Below are 24668 nucleotides of genomic sequence, written 5' to 3'. Positions count from 1 at the left end.
TGTTCGGTCAGTTGCTCACGGCAGCGGTCGAATCCGCGGCCGAGTCGATAGCTGTCCGCTACAACCCGACGGGGATGCCGGGCGCCGAGCGCCAGCTCACCTACCGTGAACTCGACGAGCAATCCTCGCGCCTGGCCAGGGAACTCATCGACCGCGGCGTCGGCGCGGGCGACGTGGTCGCCATCGCGATCGCGCGGTCCATCGAGTCGGTGCTCGCGGTCTGGGCGGTCGCCAAGACCGGCGCCGCGTACGTGCCCGTCGATCCGGCCTACCCGCGCGAGCGCATCGCCCACATCGTCGCCGATTCCGGCGCGGTGCTCGGCCTGACCGTCGCCACGCACCGGCCCACCCTCGGCACCGGCCTGTACTGGATCGAACTCGACGATCCGGTGGTCGCCCAGCGCATCTCCGCCCGGCCCGCGCACGCGGTGAGCTACGCCGACCGGGTGCGCCAGATCGACGACCGGCACCCGGCCTATGTCATCTACACCTCGGGTTCCACCGGCAAGCCCAAGGGCGTCGTCGTCACCCACGCGGGGCTCGCCTCGCTCGCCGGTGCCGAGCGCGAACACTTCGACGTGCGGCCGGAATCGCGCGTGCTGCACGTTTGCTCGCCGAATTTCGACGTCTCCGTGCTGGAACTGCTGCTGGCGTTCACCGCTGGCGCGACCCTGGTGATCTCGCCGCCGCGGATCTTCGGCGGCTTCGAGCTGTCGGATCTGCTGCGCCGCGAACACATCACGCACCTGCTGATCACGCCGGGCGCGCTCGAGTCGGTGGACCCGGCCGGGCTGCCGGATCTACGGGTCGTCGTGGTCGCCGGTGACCGCTTCGGGCCGGAACTGGTGGGCCGTTGGGCCGTCGATGGCCGCACCTTCCACAACGGTTACGGGCCGACCGAGGCGACCATCCTCGCCACCAGCACCGGGCCGCTGCACCCGCACGCGCCGATCACGCTCGGCGCGGCCGTGCCGGGCATGGGGCTGTACGTGCTCGACGCCCGGTTGCGGCCGGTGCCCGCCGGCGTCGTCGGCGAGCTGTATCTGTCCGGTCCCGCACTGGCCCAGGGCTATCTGGGCAGGCCCGGGCTCACCGCGGAACGCTTCGTCGCCTCGCCCTTCGGCGAGGGCAGGCTCTACCGCACCGGCGACCTGGTCCGAAGACTGGAGTCCGACGGCACCCTGGAGTACCTGGGGCGTACCGACTTCCAGGTGAAGGTGCGCGGTTTCCGCATCGAACTCGGCGAGATCGACAACGCACTCACGGCGCATCCCGACCTCGACTACGCGGTGACCATCGGCAAGACGATGCCCTCCGGGGCCACCGCGCTGGTGTCGTACGTGCTGCCCCGCGTCGGTCGCACGGTCGACACCGGGGAGCTGGCCGAGTTCCTGTCCGGATCGCTGCCCGCGTACATGATCCCGGCCGTGATGATGGTGCTCGACGAGCTGCCGCTGACCCCGGTCGGCAAGCTCGACCGGGCCGCGCTGCCGACCCCGGTGTTTACCGCCCGCGGGTTCCGCGCCCCGGCCACGCCCGCCGAACAGGTGGTCGCCGACGTATTCGCCGCCCTGTTGCTGCGCGACGGCGCCGGACGCGTCGGCGCCGACGACGACTTCTTCGAACTCGGCGGCGACTCGTTGCTGGCCGCGCAGGCCGTCGCCAGGATCGGTGCCGCACTGGACGTGCGCGTGCCGGTGCAGGCCGTCTTCGAGGCGCCGACCGTGGCCGCGCTGGCCCTCAAGGCCGAACAGCAACGGCTCTCGGCGCACACGCTGCCACTGACCAGACAGCACCGGCCCGAGCTGATCCCGCTGTCCTACGCCCAGCAGCGGATGTGGTTCCTGAACCGCTTCGATCCCGATTCCGCGGTGGACAACATCCCCGTCGCGGTCCGCCTGTCCGGCCGCCTCGATCTGCCCGCCCTGCGCGCGGCGGTCACCGATCTGGTCACCCGGCACGAAGTCCTGCGCACCGTCTACCCGGCGCGCGACGGCGGCACCGGCGAGGCGTGGGCGCGGCCCGACGCCCTGGTGCTCGACGGTGAAGGCCACCAGGTGGTCCTCGCACCGGGCGACCCGGCCGCTGCGCCGGAATTCGAGGTGCGCGAGGTCGCCGAGAGCGAGTTGGGCGAGGCCATCGCCGACGCCGCGCTGACCGGCTTCGACGTCACCACCGCCCCGCCGGTGCGGGTGCGGGTGCTGGCGATCGCCGAATCGCGCGTCGACACCGACGGCGAGTCCGCGGCGACCGAACACGTCGTGGTCTGCGTGGTGCACCACATCGCCGCCGACGGCTTCTCCTTCGCGCCGCTGACCAGGGACCTGCTGGCCGCCTACGCCGAACGACGCGGTGGCGGCGCGCCGCACTGGCCGCCGCTGCCCGTGCAGTACGTGGACTACACGCTGTGGCAGCGCGCGCTGCTCGGCGCCGAGGACGACCCGAACTCGCTGCTCGCCGCGCAGGTCGCGTTCTGGCGGCAGACCCTGTCCGGTCTGCCCGAACAGCTGGAACTGCCCGCCGATCGCCCGCGTCCCGCCGTCGCCAGCCGATCCGGCGGTACCCTGCGCATCCAGGTGCCCGCCTCGGTGCACGCGGGCCTGACCGCGCTCTCGCGCGAGCACAACGCGACACTGTTCATGGTCGTGCACACCGCGCTGGCGCTGCTGCTGGCCCGGCTCTCCGGCACCCGCGACATCGCGATCGGCACCCCCGTCGCCGGTCGCGGCGAGCAGGCCCTCGACGAACTGATCGGCATGTTCGTCAACACCCTGGTCCTGCGCACCGAGGTCGACCCGGCGGCGAGCTTCAGCGACCTGCTCACCGACGTGCGGACCCGCGATCTCGCCGCGTTCGGCCACGCCGACGTGCCGTTCGAACGACTCGTCGACCTGCTGCAGCCGGTGCGCTCGACCGCGCGGCACCCACTGTTCCAGGTGATGCTGACCTTCCAGAATCTGGCCCGCACCGACCTGGCCCTGCCCGGCCTGTCGGTGTCGGCGGCGGACTTCGCCGTGCCGCTGGCGAAATTCGACCTGCAGGTGGAGCTGGCCGAGCGGATCGGCGCCGACGGCGCGCCGCAGGGCATGGCCGCGACCTTCGTCTACGCCACCGACCTGTTCGACCACGCGACCGTCGCCGATTTCGCCGACCGCTGGACCAGGGTGCTGGCCGCGGTGGTCGCCGACCCGTCGGTGCCGGTCGGCGACATCGACGTCCTCGCCCCCGGCGAACGCGAACTCGTGCTGCGCGAAGGCGATTCGCCCGGCATCGAGGTGCCGGAGGTGACCCTCGCGGACCTGATCTGCGCGCAGGCGCAGCAGCGTCCCGACGCGCTCGCGGTGCGGGCGGGGGAGTACTCGCTCACCTTCGGCGATCTGCTCGGCCGCGCCTCGGCGCTGGCCCGCGCGCTCATCGCACACGGCGCCGGGCCGGAAACCCTGGTGGCCGTGGCGGTTCCGCGCACTGAGGAGCTGCCGGTCGCGCTGTTCGCCGTGCTGCTCGCCGGCGCGGGTTACCTGCCGATCGACACCAGCTACCCGACCCAGCGCCTCGAGTACGTGCTCGGCGACGCGAAACCCGCTGTGCTGCTGACCACCTCGGCCGAGCGTGACCTGGTGCCCGCTCCCGAACTGCCCGTCGTCCTCGTCGACGCCGCGCCCGCCTACCCGAGCACCCCGCTGCGGCCTGCCGAGCGCCGCGCGCCGCTGCGGCCGGACCACCTGGCCTACGTCATCTACACCTCGGGGTCGACGGGGCTGCCCAAGGGCGTCGGCGTCAGCCACCGCAATGTGCTCGAGCTCTTCGCGAACACCCAGCTGCTGTTCGAGTTCGACGTCGACGACGTGTGGTCGGTGTTCCACTCCTTCGCCTTCGACTTCTCGGTGTGGGAACTGTGGTGCGCGCTGGCCGGTGGCGCGTCGGTGGTCGTCGTCGACCATCTCACCTCGCGCTCGCCGATCCAGTTCCGCGAGCTGCTCGAACGCGAACGGGTGACGGTGCTCAGCCAGACCCCCACCGCCTTCGCCCAGCTCGACGAGGCCGACCGCGCCGCACAGGCCGCCGGCGCCGCCCCGCTGTCGTTGCGCTACATCGTCTTCGGCGGTGAGGCGCTCGATCCGCGCAAGCTCAGCCGCTGGTACGGCAGGTACGGAACCGGTTCCGGCGCACCGCAGCTGGTGAACATGTACGGCATCACCGAGACCACGGTGCATGTCTCGCACCTCAACATGGACGCCGGCGCGATCGAGCTGCCGAGCAGCCTGATCGGGCGTGCGCTGCCCGGACTCTCGGTCGCCGTGCTCGACGACCGGTTGCGGCCGGTGCCCTTCGGTGTCGCCGGCGAGCTCTACATCGCGGGCCAGCAGGTGTCGCGCGGTTACCTCGGCAAGCCGGGCCTGACCGCCACACGGTTCGTCGCCGACCCGTTCGGTCCGCCCGGATCGCGGCGCTACCGCTCCGGTGACCTCGGCCGCTGGATCGGCTTCCGCGGCACGCCGGTGCTCGAGTACGGCGGGCGCGGCGATCAGCAGGTGCAGCTGCGCGGGTTCCGGATCGAGCCGGGCGAGATCGAGGCGGCGCTGCTCGGCGTGCCGGGTGTCGGCCAGGCGGCGGTCGTCGTGCGGGCCGACGAGCACGCGGGTGACCGGCTGATCGGCTACGTCGTCGGTGTCGACGGCGCGGCGCTCGACCCCGCGGGTGTCCGGGCCGCCGTCGCCGAATTCCTCACCGGCTACATGGTTCCCGACGCGGTGGTGGTGCTCGACGCCCTGCCGCTGACCACCAACGGCAAGCTCGACCGGGCCGCGCTGCCCGCGCCCGAGTTCAGCGCGGTCGGCCCGTTCCGCGCGCCGACGACGCCGATCGAACTCGCCGTCGCCGAGGTCTTCGCGACACTGCTCGGGGTGCCCGAGGTCGGCCTCGACGACGACTTCTTCGACCGCGGCGGCAACTCGCTGCTGGCCACCAGGGCCATCGCCCGCATCGACCAGGCCCTCGGCACCGACCTGGTGGTGCGCGACCTGTTCGAGGCGCCGACCGTGGCCGCGCTGGCCGCCCGGGTGCGTCCAGGGGCCGTCGCCGCGCCGCGCCCGCCGCTGGTCCCGGCGCAGGATCGCGGCGTCATCCCGCTCTCGCCCGCGCAGCAGCGGATGTGGCTGCTCAACCGGATCGACCCCGATTCGCCTGCCTACAACATCCCGCTGGCGTTGCGGCTGCGCGGCGCGCTGGACACCTCCGCGCTGCGCTACGCGGTCGCCGATGTGCTGGAGCGGCACGAGGCGCTGCGCACCCGCTTCCCCGCCGACGGCCCCGACGCCGTGCCGTACCAGGAGATCATGCCGGTCAGCGCGGTCCTTCCGACCGGGCTGCCGATCGAGGAGACCGACGACCTCCGCGACCGGGTGATGTGGCTGCTGGCAGGCGGATTCGATGTCGCCGAGCGAGTTCCCCTGCGCGCCGGACTGTTCACGGTCCCCGACACCGACCCGCTGGCCGAGGAAGAGCACGTGCTCGCGGTCGTGGTGCAGCACATCATCGCCGACGGCGCCTCGCTGGCGCCGCTGGCCCGCGACCTGGTGATCGCCTACCGCGCCCGGGTGGAGGGCCGTTCGCCGAGCTGGGCGCCGCTGCCGGTGCAGTACGCCGACTACGCGCTGTGGCAGCGCGCGGTCCTCGGCGAGGAGAGCGACGAGAATTCCACCGCCGCAAGGCAACTCGCCTTCTGGCGGCACACCCTGGGTGGATACTCCGGCGCGGTCGAACTGCCGCACGATCATCCGCGCCCGCCGCACGCCTCGCTGCGCGGTGCCGACGTGAGCACCACCCTGCCCGCCGACGTGCACGCCCGGCTGGCCGAGATCGCCCGCGAGCACAACGCGTCGCTGTTCATGGTCGTGCACGCCGCGCTGGCCGTGCTGCTGGCGAGAGTGTCCGGCAGCACCGACATCGTCATCGGCACCCCGATCGCGGGCCGCGGCGAGCCCGAACTCGACGACCTGGTCGGCATGTTCGTCAACACGCTGCCGCTGCGCACCGAGGTGTCGCCGACGCGCGGCTTCGACGAGCTGGTCACCGCGGCCCGCGAAGTCGATCTGGCCGCGTTCGCCAATGCCGACCTGCCGTTCGAGCGGATCGTCGACGAGGTCGCGCCCAGCGGGACCGTTTCGCACAATCCGCTGTTCCAGGTGGTGCTCTCGTTCCACAACACCGAGACGCCGGTGCTGCGGCTGCCCGGCCTCACCATCGAGGCGATGGACCTGGCAGCCCGGCCCGCCAAGTTCGACCTGCAGGTGAACGTGGAACCGCGGCTGACGGCCACGGGCGAGCCCGACGAGCTCGGGGTCGTGCTCACCTACGCCACCGACCTGTTCGACGAGCAGACCGTCGCCGCGTTCGCGCGCGGGCTGGCCGAGATCGTCACCGCCGTCGCCGCCGACCCGGCGGTGCGCGTCGGCGACATCGACCTGCGCGACGCCAGGGAGCGCGAACGCGAACTGACCGCGGCGGCCTACGCGCCCGCGCCGTCGGCCAACGGCGCCGCGCTGGCCCAGGAACTCGCCTCCGCCGTGGAGGAGGACCCGGAGGCGCCCGCGATCGACCTGGGCGACGCCGAGCTCACCTACCACGAGTTCGATGCCAGGTCGTCGCGGCTGGCGCGCTCGCTCATCGCGCGCGGCGCCGGTCCAGGCACCGGCGTCGCGGTCCGCCTCGAGCGCGGGCAGCACGCGGCCGTCGCCACCTGGGCCGTGCTCAAAGCGGGCGCGGCCGTGGTGCCGATGATGACGATGGACGCCGCGCTCACCGACCGGCTCGAGGTGAAGCTGGGCCTGGCCCTCGACATACTCGACCCGCCGGACGGCCTGGACTGGTACGACCTCGCCGACCCCGCGCTGATCGCGGAACTGGCCGCGGAATCGCCGCGCCCGATCGGCTACGCGCATCGCACCAGGGCCCTGCGCGGTGACGACGTCGCCTTCGTCGGCGGTGGCCGCACCCTGACCTACGACGAGTTGGCCGGCGCCGCCGAACGGGTGGCCCAGCGCACCGGACTCAGCTTCGAATCACGGACGAGGGCGGCGGGCAGGCCGGATTCGGTGGCAGGCGTGCTGGAGATCGTCGCGACCGGTATCGCGGGCGCGACCTTGGTGATGGCGCCGGACGACGGCGGCGAGGACGAGGTGAGCCATGTGTTCACCGAGTCGGCGGTCGCGGTGGCCGCACCCGGTGACGGCACCGGTGCGACGATCGTGGCGTTGAGTGAGATGATCGGCAACGCCGGGGTGCCGCAGCAGCGGCGCACGGCGGCGGGGATGGATGGATAGGTGCAGGTGCGCATGACTGGGCAACGGCTGGTCGGCTCCGTCGAGCGGAGGGACCTGGCGTGACCCGGGCCAGCAGGGCATCCGGTGCCAGGGGCAGGCAACGCGGCAAGTCGCTGCCGCAGCTGATCTCCGTCGCCGTGGAGTCGAATCCGGGCGGCCTCGCGCTGACCTGGGACGACGGCGTCGCGGCACCCGTTCGCCTGACCTACGCCGAACTCGACGAACGCGCCAACCGGCTGGCCCGCCTGCTGATCGCGCGCGGGGTCGGCCCGGAGGACATCGTCGCCATCGGCATCCCACGCTCGGCCGCCTCGGTACTGGCCATGTGGGCGGTCACCAAGGCGGGCGCGGCCTTCCTGCCGGTCGACCCGAACTATCCGCCTGCCCGGGTGACCCACATGCTCGCCGACTCCGGCGCGGTCCTCGGCCTCGCCGTCGGCGCAGCGCTGGACCGGCTGCCCGGCACCGTCGACTGGCTGTGTCTCGACGATCCGGCCGTGCGCCGCGCCACCGAGGAACAGCCGGGCGACCCGGTGACCTTCGCCGACCGGGTGCGCCCCCTGCGGCTGACCCACCCCGCCTACATCACCTACACCTCGGGCTCCACCGGCCTGCCCAAGGGCGTCGTGGTGACCCACGCGGGCCTGGCAGGTTTCAGCGCCGAACAGCGCGCGCTCTACGGCATCGAGCCCACCTCACGCACCCTGCACTTCGCCTCGCCCTCCTTCGACGGCGCCGTGCTGGAACTGCTGATGGCGGTCGGCGCCGCCGCGACCATGGTGGTCGCGCCCGCCGGGATCCTCGGCGGCGCCGAACTCGCCGAGGTGCTGCGCCGCGAGTCGGTGACGCACATGTTCATCACGGCCGCCGCGCTCGCCTCGCTCGACCCGGCCGGCCTCGACGACCTGGTCGTGATCGCCAGCGGCGGCGAGGACGTCCCGCCCGCCATGATCCGCAAGTGGGCCATCGAATTGCCCTCGGGCACACGGCGTTTCCACAACGGCTACGGGCCGACCGAGACCACCATCATGACCAACATCAGCGCCGCGCTGGCGCCGGGTGCGGCCGTGAACTTCGGCCCGCCGCTGCGCGGGGTCACCGAATACGTGCTCGACGAGCGCCTCGTCCGGGTGCCGGACGGGATGATCGGCGAGTTGTACATCGCGGGCAACGAGCTGGCTCGCGGCTATCACGGGAAGCCGGCACTGACGGCCGCCCGTTTCGTCACCGACCCGTTCGATCCGGCCGGTGGCCGCATGTACCGCACCGGTGACCTGGTGCGCAGGCGCCCCGACGGCGCGGTGGAATTCGTGGGCCGCAACGACTTCCAGGTGAAGGTCCGTGGCTTCCGGATCGAGCTGGGCGAGATCGACGCCGTGCTCTCCACACACGACTCCGTCGACTTCGCGGTGACGGTGGGACATCAGCTCGACACCGGCACCACCATTCTCGCCTCCTACGTGCACGCCGCGCCGGGCGCGCGGATCGACTCCGACGAGCTGCTCGCCCACGCCAGAGCCGGGCTGCCCGCGCACATGGTGCCGACCGCGCTGACGGTGCTCGACGCCATCCCGCTCACGCCCGTCGGCAAGCTCGACCGTGCCGCGCTTCCCGCACCGACCCTGCGCGCCAAGGAATTCCGCGCACCCTCGGGTGCCATGGAGGAACTGGTCGCGCACGTCTTCACCGAACTGCTCGCGCCCGAACAGCGGATCGGCGCCGACGACGACTTCTTCGCCCTCGGCGGCAACTCGCTGCTGGCGACCCAGGCCGCCGCCCGGCTCGGCGCGGAGTTGTCCGCGCGCGTGCCAGCAGGTCACCTCTTCGAGAGCCCGACGGTCGCCGGCCTGGCCGAACTGCTCGAGCCGCTCAAGGGCGCGGGTGGCCATGCCGCGCCGACGCGCCGCGAGCGCCCCGAATTCCTGCCGCTCTCGCCCGCGCAGCAGCGGATGTGGTTCCTCAACCAGTTCGATCCGGCCTCGACGGCCGAGACCATCCCGTTCGCGCTGCGGCTGGCCGGACCCTTCGACCCGCGCGCGCTGCACGCGGCGCTCACCGACCTGGTGCAACGGCACGAATCGCTGCGGACCTATTACCCGGTGTCAGACGGCGTCGGCCACCAGGTGGTGCTGCCGATCGCCGAGGCCGTCCCGGACGTGCTCGTGGACACGCTCAGCGAGGACGAATTGCCGCTGTGGCTGGGCGAATTCGCCGCCACCGGCTTCGATGTGGCCGCCGAGGTGCCGTTGCGGGTGGCGCTGGCCGAGCTGGGTCCGCGCGACCACGTGCTCGCCGTGGCGCTGCACCACATCACCGCTGACGGCGCCTCCATCGCGCCGCTGCTGCGCGACCTGCTCGGCGCGTACCTGGCCCGGCGCAACCGGTCGCGGCCCAGCTGGCGACCGCTGCCGGTGCAGTACGCCGACTACACCATCTGGCATCGCGAGCTGCTCGGCGCCGAAGACGATCCGAACTCACTGGCCTCGGCCCAGCTCGCGCACTGGCGCACCGCGCTGGCCGGGCTGCCCGACCGGCTCGACCTGCCCACCGATCGGCCGCGTCCGCCGGTGTTCACCGGGCGCGGTGCCGAATTCGCGTTCGAGATCCCCGCGGCGGTCCACACCGCGCTGGCCGAGCTGGCCCAGCGTTGCGGCGCCTCGGAGTTCATGGTCGTGCACGCCGCCTTCGCGGTGCTGCTGAGCAGGCTCGCGCACACCGACGACATCGCCATCGGCACGCCCGTCGCCGGTCGTGGCGCGCGGGAACTCGATGACCTGATCGGCATGTTCGTCAACACGCTGGTGCTGCGCACCCGCGTCGACGAGCGGGTGAGTTTCGCCGAGCTGCTGCGCGAGACCAAGCGCACCGACCTCGCCGCGTTCGGGCACGCCGACCTGCCGTTCGAGCGGCTCGTCGAGTTGCTCGACCCGGTCCGTTCGCAGGCGCACCACCCGCTGTTCCAGGTGGCGCTGTTCTTCCAGAACCTGGACCTGCCCAACCTGCGCCTGCCCGGGCTCGATGCCACCCCGGTCGAATTCGGCGGCACCGTGGCCCGTTTCGACCTGCAGCTGACCATCGTGCCCGGCGCGGCGCCGACCGAACCGATGGGCGCCTCCTTCACCTACGCCACGGATCTGTTCGACGCCGAGTCGATCGAGACGATGGCCGCGCGCTTCACCCATCTGCTCGGTGCGGTGGCCGCCGACGCCGAGCTGGCGGTCGGCGAGATCGACCTGCTCACCGCGGCCGAGCGCGACACGACCGTCCTCGCCTGGAACGACACCACCCACCCGGTGGCCCCCGAGCTGATGCTCGACGCGTATCGCCGTGCGGTACAGGCGCATCCGGACGCCACCGCGCTGGTGTATGAGGGCGCCGAGCTGAGCTACCGGCAGTTCGACGAGCGAGTCAACGCGCTGGCCCGGCTGCTGATCCGGGCCGGTGCCGGGCCGGAGGAGCTGGTCGGCCTGGCGATCCGGCGCTCGCCGGATCTGGTGATCGCGATGTACGCCGTGCTCACCGCGGGCGGGGCGTATGTGCCGCTCGACCCGGACCATCCGGCCGAGCGCATCGCCTACATTCTCGAAACCGCCCGTCCCGCCGCAGTTCTCAGTGCCGAGCCGATGGCCGTGCCCGCCGGCACGGAGCTGCTGCTCCTCGGCGAACTCGACACCCGCGGCGTGCCCGCCGACTCGGTGCTGCCGACGGAACTGCGCGGTCCCGTGCGCCCCGACCATCCGGCGTATGTCATCTTCACCTCGGGTTCCACCGGAAAACCCAAGGGCGTGGCCGTCTCCCACGCCGCCATCCACAACCAGCTCGTGTGGATGCTGGCGAAATACCCGCTGGCCCTGGGTGATGTGTATCTGCAGAAGACCGCGACCACCTTCGACGTGTCGCTGTGGGGCTACTTCCTGCCGCTGCGCGTCGGCGCGACGCTGGTGCTCGCGACGCCGGACGGCCACCGCGACCCGGCGTACCTGATCGACCTGATCGAACGGCACGGCGTCACCGTCACCGACTTCGTGCCGTCCATGCTGACCGTGTTCGCGGCCCAGGCCGCCGCGCTGGACCCGGCGGTCGGCGCGTCGCCGTCGCCTGGATCCGGTGCGGCAGCGGACAACGCGGGCGGCCCCGTGGGTGCGCTGGCCTCGCTGCGGGACGTGTTCGTGATCGGCGAGGCGCTGCCGCCCGAGACCGTGGACGCCATGGCGGCCGTGTGCCCGGCGCGCCTGCACAACCTGTACGGGCCGACCGAAGCCGCCGTCTCGGTGACCTACTGGCCCGCCCGTGCGGGCGAGCGCACCGTGCCGATCGGGCTGCCGGAGTGGAACACCCGTGTCTACGTGCTGGATTCGCGACTGCGGCCCGTGCCGCCCGGCATCGCGGGTGAGCTGTACCTCGCGGGCGATCAGCTGGCGCGCGGCTACGTCGCGCGGCCCGGCCTGACCGCGGATCGGTTCGTCGCCGACCCGTTCGACGCGGGCAGGCGGATGTACCGCACCGGTGACCTCGTGGTGTGGCGGCCACCGACCGCGACCGCGCCGCACCGTCTCGACTACCTGGGCCGCATCGACTTCCAGGTGAAGTTCCGTGGCCAGCGCATCGAGCTCGGCGAGATCGAGACCGCGCTGCTCGGGCACGAATCCGTCAGCCAGGCAGTGGCGCTGGTGTCCGCGAGCGAGCTGGGCGACCAGCTGGTCGCCTATGTCGTGCCGGCCCCGGGACAGGCCGCCGATCCCGATCGGCTGCGCGCCGTGGCGTCGAAAACCCTGCCCGCCTACATGGTTCCGGCCGCGATCACCGTGCTCGACGCGCTGCCGCTCAACGCGAGCGGCAAGCTCGACCGCAAGGCGCTGCCCGCCCCGCAGTTCACCACGCGCGCCTTCCGCGCGCCGGGTACCGAGCGGGAACGGCTCGTCGCCGCGCTGTTCGGGGAAGTGCTCGGCCGCACCGACATCGGCGCCGACGACGACTTCTTCGCCCTCGGCGGCAACTCGCTGATCGCCACCAAGCTGGCCGCCCGCCTCGGCGCCGCCACCGGTAGCCGCGTGGCCGTGCGCACCCTGTTCGAGAGCCCGACCGTCGCCGCGCTGGCCGCGACCCTGGGGGAGGGCGCCGGGCCCGAGACCGACAGCGGACTCGGCACGCTCGCGCGTCCCGCCGAACTGCCGCTCTCGCCCGCCCAGCGGCGCATGTGGTTCCTCAACCGATTCGACCAGGGCGTCGCCACCGACGGCGCCGCCGCCTACAACCTGCCCTTCGCGCTGCGCCTCACCGGCACCCTGGACGTCGCAGCCCTCACCGCGGCGCTGCGGGATGTGCTCGCCCGGCACGAGGTGCTGCGCACGATCTATCCGGATACACCCACCGGCCCGGTCCAGCAGGTGCTGGCACCGGACGAGGTGTCGCTCGACTTCGCCGTGCATCGGACCGGACCGGGTCCCAGTGGAAACGACCAGGCATCGCGGGCCATCGGTGTGTCGTCGGAGCCGGGCGGAGGGTCGTCGGAGTCGGGCGGTGCGGCGGCCTCGCCGATCGAGCACGGTGCGGTGGGGGCGCGGCATACGGACGCGCGGATGTCAGCGGCACGTGGCGCGGCCGATGCTGGGACAGAGGTAGCCGCGGAGCTGGTCGAGCAGATCGCCGCGGTCGCCGCCACGGCCTTCGATGTGACCACCGAGGTGCCGCTTCGGGTCCGGCTGTTCGACGTCACCGGGGATGCGCCCGACGCGCCCGCCGAATACGTTCTCGCTGTCGTCGTGCACCACATCGCGGCCGACGCCTCGTCGATGGCGCCGCTGGTGCGCGACGTGACCACCGCCTACCTGGCGCGCACGGCCGGCCAGGCCCCGGGCTGGGCGCCGCTGCCCGTGCAGTACGCGGACTACGCGCTCTGGCAGGTGGCCCGGCTCGGTTCCGAGGATGCCGCCGATTCCGTTGCCGCCCAGCAGGTCTCGTTCTGGCGCGCAGAACTTTCCGGGGTGCCCGATCTGCTGGAACTTCCGGCCGACCGGCCGCGCCCTGCGGTCGCCTCGCTCGCGGGCGGCCGGGTGCCGGTCGGTATCGACGCGGCCACCCACGCCGGGCTCGCCCGGATCGCGCAGGACAGCGGCGCCACCGTCTTCATGGTGCTGCACACCGCCTTCGCCGTGCTGCTGGCGCGGCTGGCCGCGACCACCGATGTCACCGTCGGCACCCCGGTGGCCGGGCGTGGCGAGCGCGAACTCGACGACCTGATCGGCATGTTCGTCAACACCGTCGTGCTGCGCACCCGCTACGACGGCGGCGCGACCTTCACCGAACTCCTCGCCGCACAGCGGGCAAGCGATCTGGCCGCCTTCGCCGCGGCCGACCTGCCGTTCGAGCGGCTCGTCGAGGTGCTCGACCCGCCGCGCTCCACCGCGCGGCATCCGCTGTTCCAGGTGGGCCTGTCATTCCAGAACATGGACCGGGCCGCGCTCGAGCTGCCGGGACTGCGGATCGCGCCCGTCGCGGCGGAACTGGCTGTCTCACAGTTCGATCTGCATCTGATCGTCGGGGACGGCTACGACGCCGACGGCGTACCCACCGGCATCGAGGGCTTCTTCACCTACGCCACCGACCTGTTCGACGAGTCCACCGTGCGTGCCTTCGCCGACCGGCTGACGCTGCTCCTCGATGCGGTCGTCGCCGAGCCCGGCGTGGTCGTCGGCGACGTCGACCTGCGCACCGGCCAGGAGCGCGCCGCCGAGATCACCGCGGGCGCGGCCGATCTCGCCGCGTTCGGCGGAACCCTGGCCGACCTGCCCGCGCGGGCGAGGCCGGAGGCGATCGCCGTGGTCGCGGATCTGCCCGAGGGCAGGCTCGAACTCACCTACGCCGAATTCGAGTCGAGGGTGAATCGCCTCGCCCGGCACCTGATCTCGATGGGCGTCGGCCCCGAATCGCTGGTCGCGCTCGCGCTGCCGCGTTCGATCGACCTCGTCGTCGCGATGTTCGCGGTGACCAGGTCGGGTGGCGCGTATGTGCCGATCGATCCGGACCAGCCCGCCGAGCGCACCGACTACATCCTGGGCACCGCGGCGCCGATCTGCGTGCTCAGCAAGGGTTTCCGCACGGATGTCTCGCCCGTGGTCCGTGTCGATCATCCGGCGGTGGCCTCGGCCGATCCGTCGCCGATCACCGACGCCGACCGCCGCGCGCCGCTGCGCCCGGAGAACACGGCCTACGTCATCTTCACCTCCGGGTCCACCGGCCGTCCCAAGGGCGTCGCCGTGCCGCACGCCGCGGTGGTCAACCAATTGCAGTGGCTGCGCGGCGAATTCGGTACCGGGCCCACCGACGCCTTCCTGCTGAAGACGCCGGCCACCTTCGACCTCTCGGTCTGGGAGTTCTGGTCCGCCGCCGCCTGCGGTGGCCGCCTGGTGATCGCCGCGCCGGACGGTCATCGTGACCCCGCCTATCTCGACGCCCTGATCGCCGACGCGGGCGTCACCACGCTCACCGCGGTGCCAGCCCTGCTCGACGCCCTCGTCGGATACTGGGAGGCGCCGGGGGTGCAGGCTGAGCCACGGTCGCGCGTGCCGTCGCCGGCGGCCGCCGCGCCGCCGCGGCGACCCTTGGCGCGCATCCTCGCGATCGGTGAGGCGCTGCCCGCGCAGCTCGCCCAGCGCCTGCTCGCCGCCCTGCCCGAGACCAGGATCGACAACCTGTACGGCCCCACCGAGGCGGCCGTGTCGATCACCGACCACCGGGTGACCACGGCCGACATGCTGACCGTGCCGATCGGCCTGCCCGAATGGAACTGCCGCGTCTACGTGCTCGACGATCGGCTCCGTCCGGTGCCGCCGGGCGTCCGGGGTGAGCTGTACCTCGGCGGCGTCCAGCTGGCCCGCGGCTACCTCCGCAAGGCCGCGCTCACCGCCGAGCGCTTCCTTGCCGACCCCTTCGAGCCCGGCGCCCGCATGTACCGCACCGGCGACCTGGTGGCCCGAGGCACCGACGGTGCGCTGATCTATTTGGGCCGCACTGATTTCCAGGTGAAGATCCGTGGTTTCCGGGTCGAGCCGGGTGAGGTGGAGACCGCGCTGCTCGGCCTGCCGGGAATCACCAAGGCCGCCGTCCTCGCCCGACACGATCAGCACTTCGGTGACCGGCTGGTGGCCTACCTCGTCGGCGACGCCGGGGAAGCATCCCCCGGTGACCGCGCGGATATCGATGTGGCACAGGTGAAGTCGGCTCTGCGGGATCGCCTCCCCGGCTACCTGGTGCCGGAGGCGTTCGTCGTGCTCGACGATCTGCCGCGCACGGTCAACGGCAAGCTGGACCGGGCCGCGCTGCCCGCGCCGGTTTTCGAGGCCGCGGCGTTCCGCGCGCCTGCGACGCCCACCGAACAGCTCGTCGCCGACGTGTACGCCGAGATCCTCGGTGTCGACCCGGTCGGCGCCGACGACGACTTCTTCGCCCTCGGCGGCAATTCGCTGCTGGCGACCAGGGCGGCCGCCCGGATCGGCGCGGCGCTCGACCGCACCGTCGGCGTGCGGCTGCTGTTCGAGGCGCCGTCGGTCTCGGACCTCGCGGTCCGCGTCACCCGGTCCGACGAGCTGGCCGCGCGTCCGCTCGTCGCCGGACCACGCCCCGAGCGGCTCCCGCTCTCGCTGGCCCAGCAGCGCATGTGGCTGCTCAACCGCCTCGACCCCGAGGCCACCGTCTACAACATCCCCGCGGCCCTGCGCCTCACCGGCACCCTCGACCTCGCCGCCCTGCGCGTCGCCGTCACCGACCTGTTCGCCCGGCACGAAGTGCTGCGCACCCGCTACCCGGTCGTCGATTCGTCGCGTCCGGCGCCGTACTCCGTCGTCACCCCCGCGAATCATGGTGTGCTGGACACTGGCTCGATGTCGTCGAGGTCTGCCGATGCGGCGGGCACCACGCAGAATGGTCGCCCCGTGGGGCAAGGCATTTCGGGCAATGCCGTATCGCCGTCGACTGTCGACCGTGGCCGCAGTCAGCCGCTGCCTACGGACAGCGGAACGCGGGTGGGCGCACCGGGCCATGCCGAGCAGGACTCGTGGCCAGTGCAGGAGGTGCTGGCGCCCGGTGCGATGCGAATCGACCTGACGCCGGTTCCGGTCGACGCAGCCAACTTGGCCGACGAAGTGCGCCGCACCGTCGCCGTCGGATTCGATGTCACCGCGGCCCCGCCGGTGCGGTTGCGGCTGCTGCGGCTGGCCGAGGACGAGCACGTGCTGGTGTTCGTCGTCCACCACATCGCGGCCGACGGCTTCTCCATGGGCCCGCTCACCCGCGACCTGGTACTGGCATACACCGCGCGCACCGAGGGCGTCGAGCCCACGTGGTCCCCACTGCCGTTGCAATACGCGGATTACGCGGTGTGGCAACGGGAATCGCTCGGCGACGAGCGTGATCCCGACTCCACTGCCGCCGCGCAGCTGGCCTACTGGACCGGGGAACTCGCCGGGCTGCCCGAGGAGATCGCGCTGCCGTCCGATCGGCCGCGTCCGCCGGTGCAGTCGTTCGCGGGTGCGCTGAGCACCGTCGAGATCGATGCCGCGCTGCACGCCGAGCTGGCCGCGCTCGCCCGCGCGCAGGGCGTCACCGTGTTCATGGTGGTGCAGGCGGCGCTGGCGCTGCTGCTCGCCCGCACCAGCGGTACCGACGACGTCGCGATCGGCACCCCGATCGCGGGCCGCGGCGCCCGCGAACTCGACGACCTCGTCGGCATGTTCGTCAACACGCTGGTGCTGCGCAGCCGCGTCAGCGCCGACGAGCCGTTCACGGCGCTGCTGCGGCAGACCAGGGACACCGATCTGCGCGCCTTCGCCCATGCCGATGTGCCGTTCGAGCGCGTCGTCGACGCGGTGGCGCCGGCCAGGTCGGCGGGCAGGCATCCGCTGTTCCAGGTGGCCCTGTCGTTCGAGAACCTAGCTCCGGTGGCCGTCGAACTGCCCGGCATCGCGGTGAGCGCGCTCGACGCCCGCACCGCCGACGCCAAGTTCGACCTGCTGCTCACCGTGCGCGAACTGCCCGAACACGGCGGAATGCACGCCGAATTCACTTACGCCACCGATCTTTTCGACGAGCCGACCGTCCAGGCCTTCGGCCGCCGATTCGCCAGGGTCCTCGCCGAGGTGGTGGCCGAGCCCGACCGCGCGGTCGGCCGGGTGCCCCTGCTCGACGAGGCCGAGTTCCGCGCCCAGACCACTTTCGCCGGTCCGCTCGCCGAACCGGAACGCACGCTGGCCCAGCTGATGGACGACGCGGTGCGCGCCAACCCGACCGGCCTGGCCGTGCGCGGCGACGGTCGCGGTTTCACCTATCTGGCGCTCGACGCGGCCGCCAACCAGCTGGCCCGTGGCCTCGTCGCGCGCGGCGCCGGCCCGGAAGTCGCGGTGGCCGTGGCCATCCGGCGTTCCATCGAATCGGTGCTCGCTGTCTGGGCCATCGCCCGCACCGGCGCGGTGATCGTGCCGATCGACCCCGGCTACCCGGCCGAGCGGATCAGCCACATGGTCGCGGACTCGGGCGCGGTCATCGGCGTCACGCTCACCGCCGAACTGGCCGGGCTGCCGCCGCTGGCCGAGACGGGCTGGATCGCCCTCGACGACCCGGACTTCACCGCCGAGATCGCGGGCCAGGCCTCCATCGGCCTGCGCGAGATCGAACTGCGGGCCGTCCCGCGCCCCGGCAACGGCGCGTACATGATCTACACCTCCGGATCCACCGGCCTGCCCAAAGGTGTGCTGGTCACCCATGCCGGTCTCGCCAATTTCCGCGCCGAGCAGAAGCAGCGGTACGGGCTCGATTCCGACAGCCGCGCACTGGCTTTCGCCTCGCCCTCGTTCGACGCGTCGATGCTGGAACTGCTGCTCGCGCTCGGTGGCCCCGGCACGCTGGTCGTCGCGCCGTCCGGCACGGTCGGCGGCGCCGAGCTCGCCGAGCTGATCCGGTCCGAGGAGGTCACCCACGCCTTCCTCACCCCGGCGGTCCTCGCCACGCTCGACCCGGCGAGCGTGCCGGGCCTGCGCGCGCTGGCGGTGGGTGGCGAGCATGTGCCCGCCGACCTCGTCGCCCGCTGGAACACACTGCCGCGGCGCGCGTTCCACAACGGCTACGGTCCCACCGAGACCACCATCATGACCTGCATCAGCGACCCGCTGAAGCCCGGCGACAGCACGCACATGGGCGGCCCCATCCGGGGCACCACCGCCTTCGTCCTCGACGGGCGGCTGCGTCCCGTGCCCGAGGGTGTCACCGGTGAGCTCTACCTGGGCGGTATCCAGCTGGCCCGCGGCTATCACCGGCGCTCCGGCCTCACGGCGGCCCGGTTCGTCGCCGACCCGTTCGGCGGGGGCGGGCGGCTCTATCGCACCGGCGACCTGGTGCGGCGCCGCGGCGACGTGCTGGAGTTCGTCGGCCGCAACGACTTCCAGGTGAAGATCCGCGGCCTGCGGATCGAGCTCGGCGAGATCGACGCGGTGCTGGCCGCCGCGCCGGGCGTCTCCTGGGTCACCACCCTTGGCCGCGACAACGGCGCCGGGTCGACCATGCTGGTCTCCTACGTCATGGGCGAGCGGCTCGACCCCGCGGAGCTGACCGCGCTGGCCGCGACGAAGCTGCCCGACTACATGGTGCCCGCGGCGATCATCGTCCTCGACGCACTGCCGCTGACCCCCGTCGGCAAGCTCGACCGCGCCGCCCTGCCGGATCCGGTCAGCGCGCGCGAGGAGTACCGCGCGCCGACGACCACCGCCGAGCGGGTCATCGCCCGGGTGATCGGCGAGGTCGTCGGGCACGAGCGGGTCGGCCTCGACGACGACTTCTTCGCCCTCGGCGGCGACAGCATCACCGCCATCCAGGTCGTCTCGCGCGCCGCGGCGGCCGGGGTGGTGCTGCGCCCGCGCGACCTGTTCGACGCGCGCACTGTGGCCGCGCTGGCCGGGCGCGCCGAGGTCACCACCGATGTCGGCACCCAGCCCGCCGCGCTGCCGCTCACCGCGACCGCGGCCCAGCTGATCGAGGCGGGGGAGAGCGCCGTCGAACCGCGCGCGGTGCTGCTCGACGTACCCGCCGACTGCCCCGACGACGCGGTCGCCGAGGTGGCGACCGCGGTGATGAACCAGCATCCGATGCTGTGGGCGGTGCTCGACCGCACCGGCGCCACCCCGGTGCTGCGCATCCCGTCGCACCAGGAGCGCACCGGCGGCGCGTTCCGCAGGCTCGACGCCGAGGACGGCGAGTCCTCGCTGCCCGTCGACGACATCGTCAGCGCGGCCGCCGCCGCGCTCGATCCGGACGAGGGCCGCAACATCCACTTCGTCCTCACCGGCGACGGCGACGGCCCGGCGACCCTCATCGTGGTCGCCAACGCGCTCGTGCTGGACGAGGTCTCGCTGCGCGCGGTCGTCGACCAGCTGACCACCGCGTGGAGCAGGGGCAGGCACGCCGCGCCGTTCGCGCCGGACGCCGGCCTCGGCGACCTGGTACGCAGGCTCGCCGACTACCCCGCGAGCGCCCGAGCCCGTGCCGAACGCACCTACTGGCACCGCGCGATCCGGTCGCGGGCCGCCGACTCCGCCGACCTGCGCCAGCGCAACCGGGTCTCGCTCAGCATCACCGGCGAGGGCACCGCCGCCGTGAGCGCCGTCGCCGAGGCCTACCGCGCCACCGTCGACGAGGTGCTGCTCACCGCCGCCGCGCTGGCCCTGCAGACCGCCGCCGACACCCCCGTGGCGCGGGCGATCGGCACCGTGGTGCGGCTGCGCGCCGACCAGCGGGTGCTCGGCAGGCCCGACGCGGAGAACGTGGTCGGCGGCTTCACCACCGACTATCCGCTGGCCCTTCGCCTCGACGGGGTCGACGTCGCCGACGCCCTGGTCGGCGGGCCCGCCGCGGGCGCGGCACTGGCCCAGACCAAGGAACTGCGCCGGGCGGTCCCCGCGCACGGCGCCGGATTCGGGCTGCTGCGCCACCTCGACGGCGACGCCGCCGACAGCGTCCGCACCCTCGACCGCGGCCGCTTCGCGGTGCGATTCCGCGACCTGCGCCCGGCCCGGGTGCACACCGATCTCGCCACCGACGACCTGGCGCTCGTGCTCACCGTCGACGCCACCGACGACGGCATGGTCGCCCGCTTCGACTACGCCACCGCGGTCCTCACCGCCGACGACGTCAAAACCTTCGCCGAGCACTGGATCCGCGCGCTCGGCGGCCTCGCCGAACACGGATTGCGGCCCGGCGCAGGCGGATTCACCCCGTCGGACTTCCCGCTGGTGCGGCTCGGCCAGGCCGAACTCGGCCGGCTGGTCCGGCGCTATCCGCTGCTCGGCGACATCTGGCCGGTGACGCCGCTGCAGTCGGGCATGCTGTTCCACGCGCTGCTCGCGGAGAACTCGGTCGACCCCTACATCACCCAGTTCGTCCTCGATCTCGACCCGGCCGTGGACGACGAGCGGCTGCACCAGGCCGCGCAGACCGTGCTCGACCGCCACGACAACCTGCGCGTGGCCTTCGCGACCGATGCCGCGGGCACCCCGCTGCAGGTGGTGCTCGAGGATCTCGACGTGCCGTGGCGCGTCATCGACGCCGACGCCGCGACCTATCCGCGGATCAAGGCGGCCGACCTGGCCACCCATTTCGACATGGCCACCGCCCCGCTGCTGCGCTTCACCGTCGTGCGCACCCCGGAGTCCGCGCACCTGCTGGTCACCAGCCACCACATCCTGATCGACGGCTGGTCGATGCCGCTGCTGCTGCAGGAACTGCTCATCGCCTACGCGGTGGGCAGTCGCACCCGGCGCCTGCCCAAGGTGGCGCCGTATCGCGACTACCTGGCCTGGCTGGTCGACCAGGATCCCGAGGCCGCGCGCCAGGCCTGGCGCACCGCGCTCACCGGCCTGGCCGAGCCGACGCCGCTGGCCCCGGTCGACCAGGGCCGCGAGATCGCCGCGGGGACAGGCGAAACCGGGTTCGCGCTCACCGAGGCCGATACCGCCGCGCTCGGCGAACTCGCCGCGCGCCTCGGCGTCACGGTGAACACCGTCGTCCAGGCGGCGTGGGGCCTGCTCATCGCCCGCCTCGTCGATCGCGACGACGTGGTCTTCGGCGCCACCGTGTCCGGCAGGCCCGCCGATCTCGACGGCGTGGAACGCATGGTCGGCCTGTTCCTCAACGCCATCCCGGTGCGGGTGCGGGTGCGGCCCGGCGACACCGTCGCCGACCTGCTGCGCGGACTGCAGGCCGAGCAGGCCGCCTTGCTCGACCACCACTACCTCGGGCTCGGCGAGATCCAGGAGATCGCCGGGATCGACGCCCTGTTCGACTCGCTCGTGGTCTTCGAGTCCTTCCCCGTCGACCGGGCCGGGCTGGCGCAGGCCGCCTCCGGCTCGGCCGGTGTGCTCGGCATGGACGCCGCCAACGGCACGCACTACCCGCTGACCGTGCAGGTCGTCGCGGACTCCCAGTTGCGCGTCTCGGTGAAATACCTGCGCGACGTCTTCGGCGAGCCCACCGCGAACGCGCTGGCCCAGCGGCTCTCGATGCTGCTGGCCCGCTTCACCGCGGCGCCGGACGCGCGCATCGCCGAGATCGACGTGCTGCTGGCCGAGGAACGCGCGACGCTGTCCGCGGTGAACGCCACCGACGCGCCGGAACTGCTCGACGAGGCGACGCTGCTCGACCTGTTCGACGCGCAGGTCGCGAAGACCCCCGACGCCGTGGCACTCGTCGACGGCGAAACCACCCTCACCTACGGCGAATTCGACGCCAGGGTGCGCGCGCTGGCCACCGCGCTGCGGGCCGAGGGCGCGCGCCCGGAGACGCTCGTCGCGGTCGCCATGCGCCGCGGCATCGACCTGGTGACCGCGATCTACGCCGTGCTGCGGACCGGCGCGGCCTACGTGCCGGTCGACCCGGACCACCCCGCCGAGCGCACCGAGCGGGTGCTGGCTGCGGCAGCGCCGATCCGGGTCCTCACCATCACGGAGACCGGGTTCGGCACCGCCGCCGCGGTACCGGTCCTCGCGATCGACACGCTGGACCTCGGGGCCGGGAGCACGGAGTTCGAGCGGCCGCGGCCGGACAGCCTCGCCTACGTCATCCACACCTCCGGCTCCACCGGAAAGCCCAAGGGCGTCATGCTCACCCATCGGCAGCTGGTCGCCCAGTTCCGCTGGGCGCAGCGGGCCCACCGGCACGGCCCCGGCGATGTGGTGCTGCACAAGACCCCGGTCACCTTCGACATCTCCACGTGGGAACTGTTGTGGCCGTTGCAGACCGGCGCCGCCGTGGTCATCGCCGCGCCGGACGGTCATCGCGATCCGGTCTACCTCGCCGGGGTGCTCGCCGAACACGGTGTCACCACCGTGCATTTCGTGCCGTCCATGCTCGACGCCTTCCTCGCTGACGGCGGCGCGGGCGAGTACCCGGCGCTGCGCCGGGTGTTCGCGGCAGGCGAGGCGCTCTCGACCGCGACCGCCCTGCGGTTCGCCGACGCGCTGCCCGGCGTCGACCTGATCAACTGGTACGGCCCGGCGGAGGCGACCGTCGTCACCGCCGCCACCGCAGAACCCGGTGCGGGCGTGAGCATCCCGATCGGCAGCCCGGTCGCCAACACGCGCGTGCACGTGCTGGACCGCCAGTTGCGGCCGGTCCCGCCCGGCACGGCGGGCGAGCTGTACCTGGCCGGCGTGCAGCTGGCCCGCGGCTACCTCGCCGCGCCCGCGCTGACCGCCGAACGCTTCGTCGCCCATGCCGGTGGCGAGCGGATCTACCGCACGGGCGACGTGGTCCGGCTCACCGCCGACGGCACCCTGGAGTACCTGGGCCGCAGCGACTTCCAGGTGAAGCTGCGCGGTCAGCGGATCGAACTCGGCGAGGTCGAGGCCGTGCTGCGCGATCATCCGTCGATCCGGCACGCGGCCGTCGCGCTCGTGCACGGGCCGACCGGCGACCGCCTGGTCGGCTACGTGGTCCCGGCCGACGCCGCAGCCGAACCGACCGAGCCGTCGACCCCGGCCGCCGGATACTCGATCGAGAGCGGCGCGGCGGCCGTCGGCCTCGACGAGGCGGCGCTGCTGGCCCACGCCAGGGCCGCGCTGCCGTCGTACATGGTGCCGTCCACCCTGGTGACCTTGAAGGCGTTGCCGCTCAACGCGAGCGGCAAGCTCGACCGCAACGCGCTGCCCGTGCCCGCCGTCACCACCCGGCCCTACCGCCCACCGGCCACGCCGCTGCAGCGGGCCGTCGCCGAGGTGTTCGCGGAGGTGCTCGGCGCGGGCAAGGTCGGTCTCGACGACGACTTCTTCGAGCTCGGCGGCAACTCGCTGATCGCCACCAAGGCGATCAGCAGGCTGCGCACCCGGGTCGGCGCCGACGTGCGGGTGCAGTGGTTCTTCACCGACGCCACCGTCGCCGCCCTCGCCGCGCGCATCGACGCCAGCTCCGGGGACTACGACCTCGAATCCGACGACGCCCTCGGCGTGCTGCTGCCCATCCGCAACCGGGTGCCGCACGGCACCGAGGCAGGCGGGCCGCTGTTCTGCGTGCACCCGATGTACGGCCTGTCCTGGTGCTATGCCGGGCTCGCCCAGTACATCCCGTCGCGGCGGCCGATCTTCGGCCTGCAGTCACCGGCGCTGAGCGAGGCGGGCTACCTGCCCGGCACCCTCGCCGAGATGGCCAAGCGCTACGTCGACGAGATCAGGGCCGAACAGCCGCATGGTCCGTACCGGCTGCTCGGGTGGTCGCTCGGTGGTGTGCTCGCGCACGCTGTCGCCACCCAGCTGCAGGCGGCGGGGGAGCGGGTCTCGCTGCTGGCGATGCTCGACTCGCACCCCGACATCGACGTCCCCGACTTCCACACCGCGGTGCGCGACGCCCTCGCCGAACTCGGCGTCGACGTGAGCGCGGCGCTGCCGGCCTCGGGCGTGCGCGACCTCAGCGAGGAGGGGCTGGCCGCGCTGCACGCGATCATCCCCGCCAACATGGCCGTGCTCACCCCGGAGCGGGTGCGCCGGATCTACCGCAGCGCCGTGCGCTCGGCCGAACTCATCGCCGAGCACCGGCCCGGCGTCTACCGGGGCAGGCTCGAGTACTTCAGCGCACTGGGACACGACGCGGCCGCGGCGAATTGGGCGCCGTATGTCGACGGCGAGGTCCGCGATCGACCGGTCCCGGTGGTGCATGATCAGATGACCTCGCCGCAGGCGCTGGCCGAGATCGGCCCGCGGGTGGCGGAGTTGCTGGACGCGGGCGACCGGGAGGCCGGGGCGCGATGACATCGGTGATGCCCGTGAGGCATGATGTGACCGCGCTGTTGTAACGATTCCTACTGTTGTATCGGCT

2 protein-coding genes are annotated in these 24668 nt (G+C 72.8%); both read left to right on the top strand.

Going from position 1 to position 24668, the window contains the following annotated elements; all coding sequences use genetic code 11:
• Positions 1–11 precede the first annotated feature (11 nt).
• Complete coding sequence (locus AB0H56_RS10410) at positions 12–7322, top strand: amino acid adenylation domain-containing protein (protein WP_357160128.1); 7311 nt, start codon at positions 12–14, stop codon at positions 7320–7322.
• A gap of 59 nt (positions 7323–7381) precedes the next feature.
• A complete protein-coding gene (locus AB0H56_RS10405; RefSeq protein WP_357160125.1) occupies positions 7382–24601 on the top strand; it encodes an amino acid adenylation domain-containing protein in 17220 nt (5739 codons plus the stop codon).
• Positions 24602–24668: the final 67 nt, after the last annotated feature.

Origin of the sequence: Nocardia sp. NPDC050717, from assembly GCF_040654275.1 — a bacterium.
Taxonomy (GTDB): domain Bacteria; phylum Actinomycetota; class Actinomycetes; order Mycobacteriales; family Mycobacteriaceae; genus Nocardia.
Note: the sequence above shows the minus strand (reverse complement) of the source record. Positions and strands in the feature narration are given on the sequence as shown.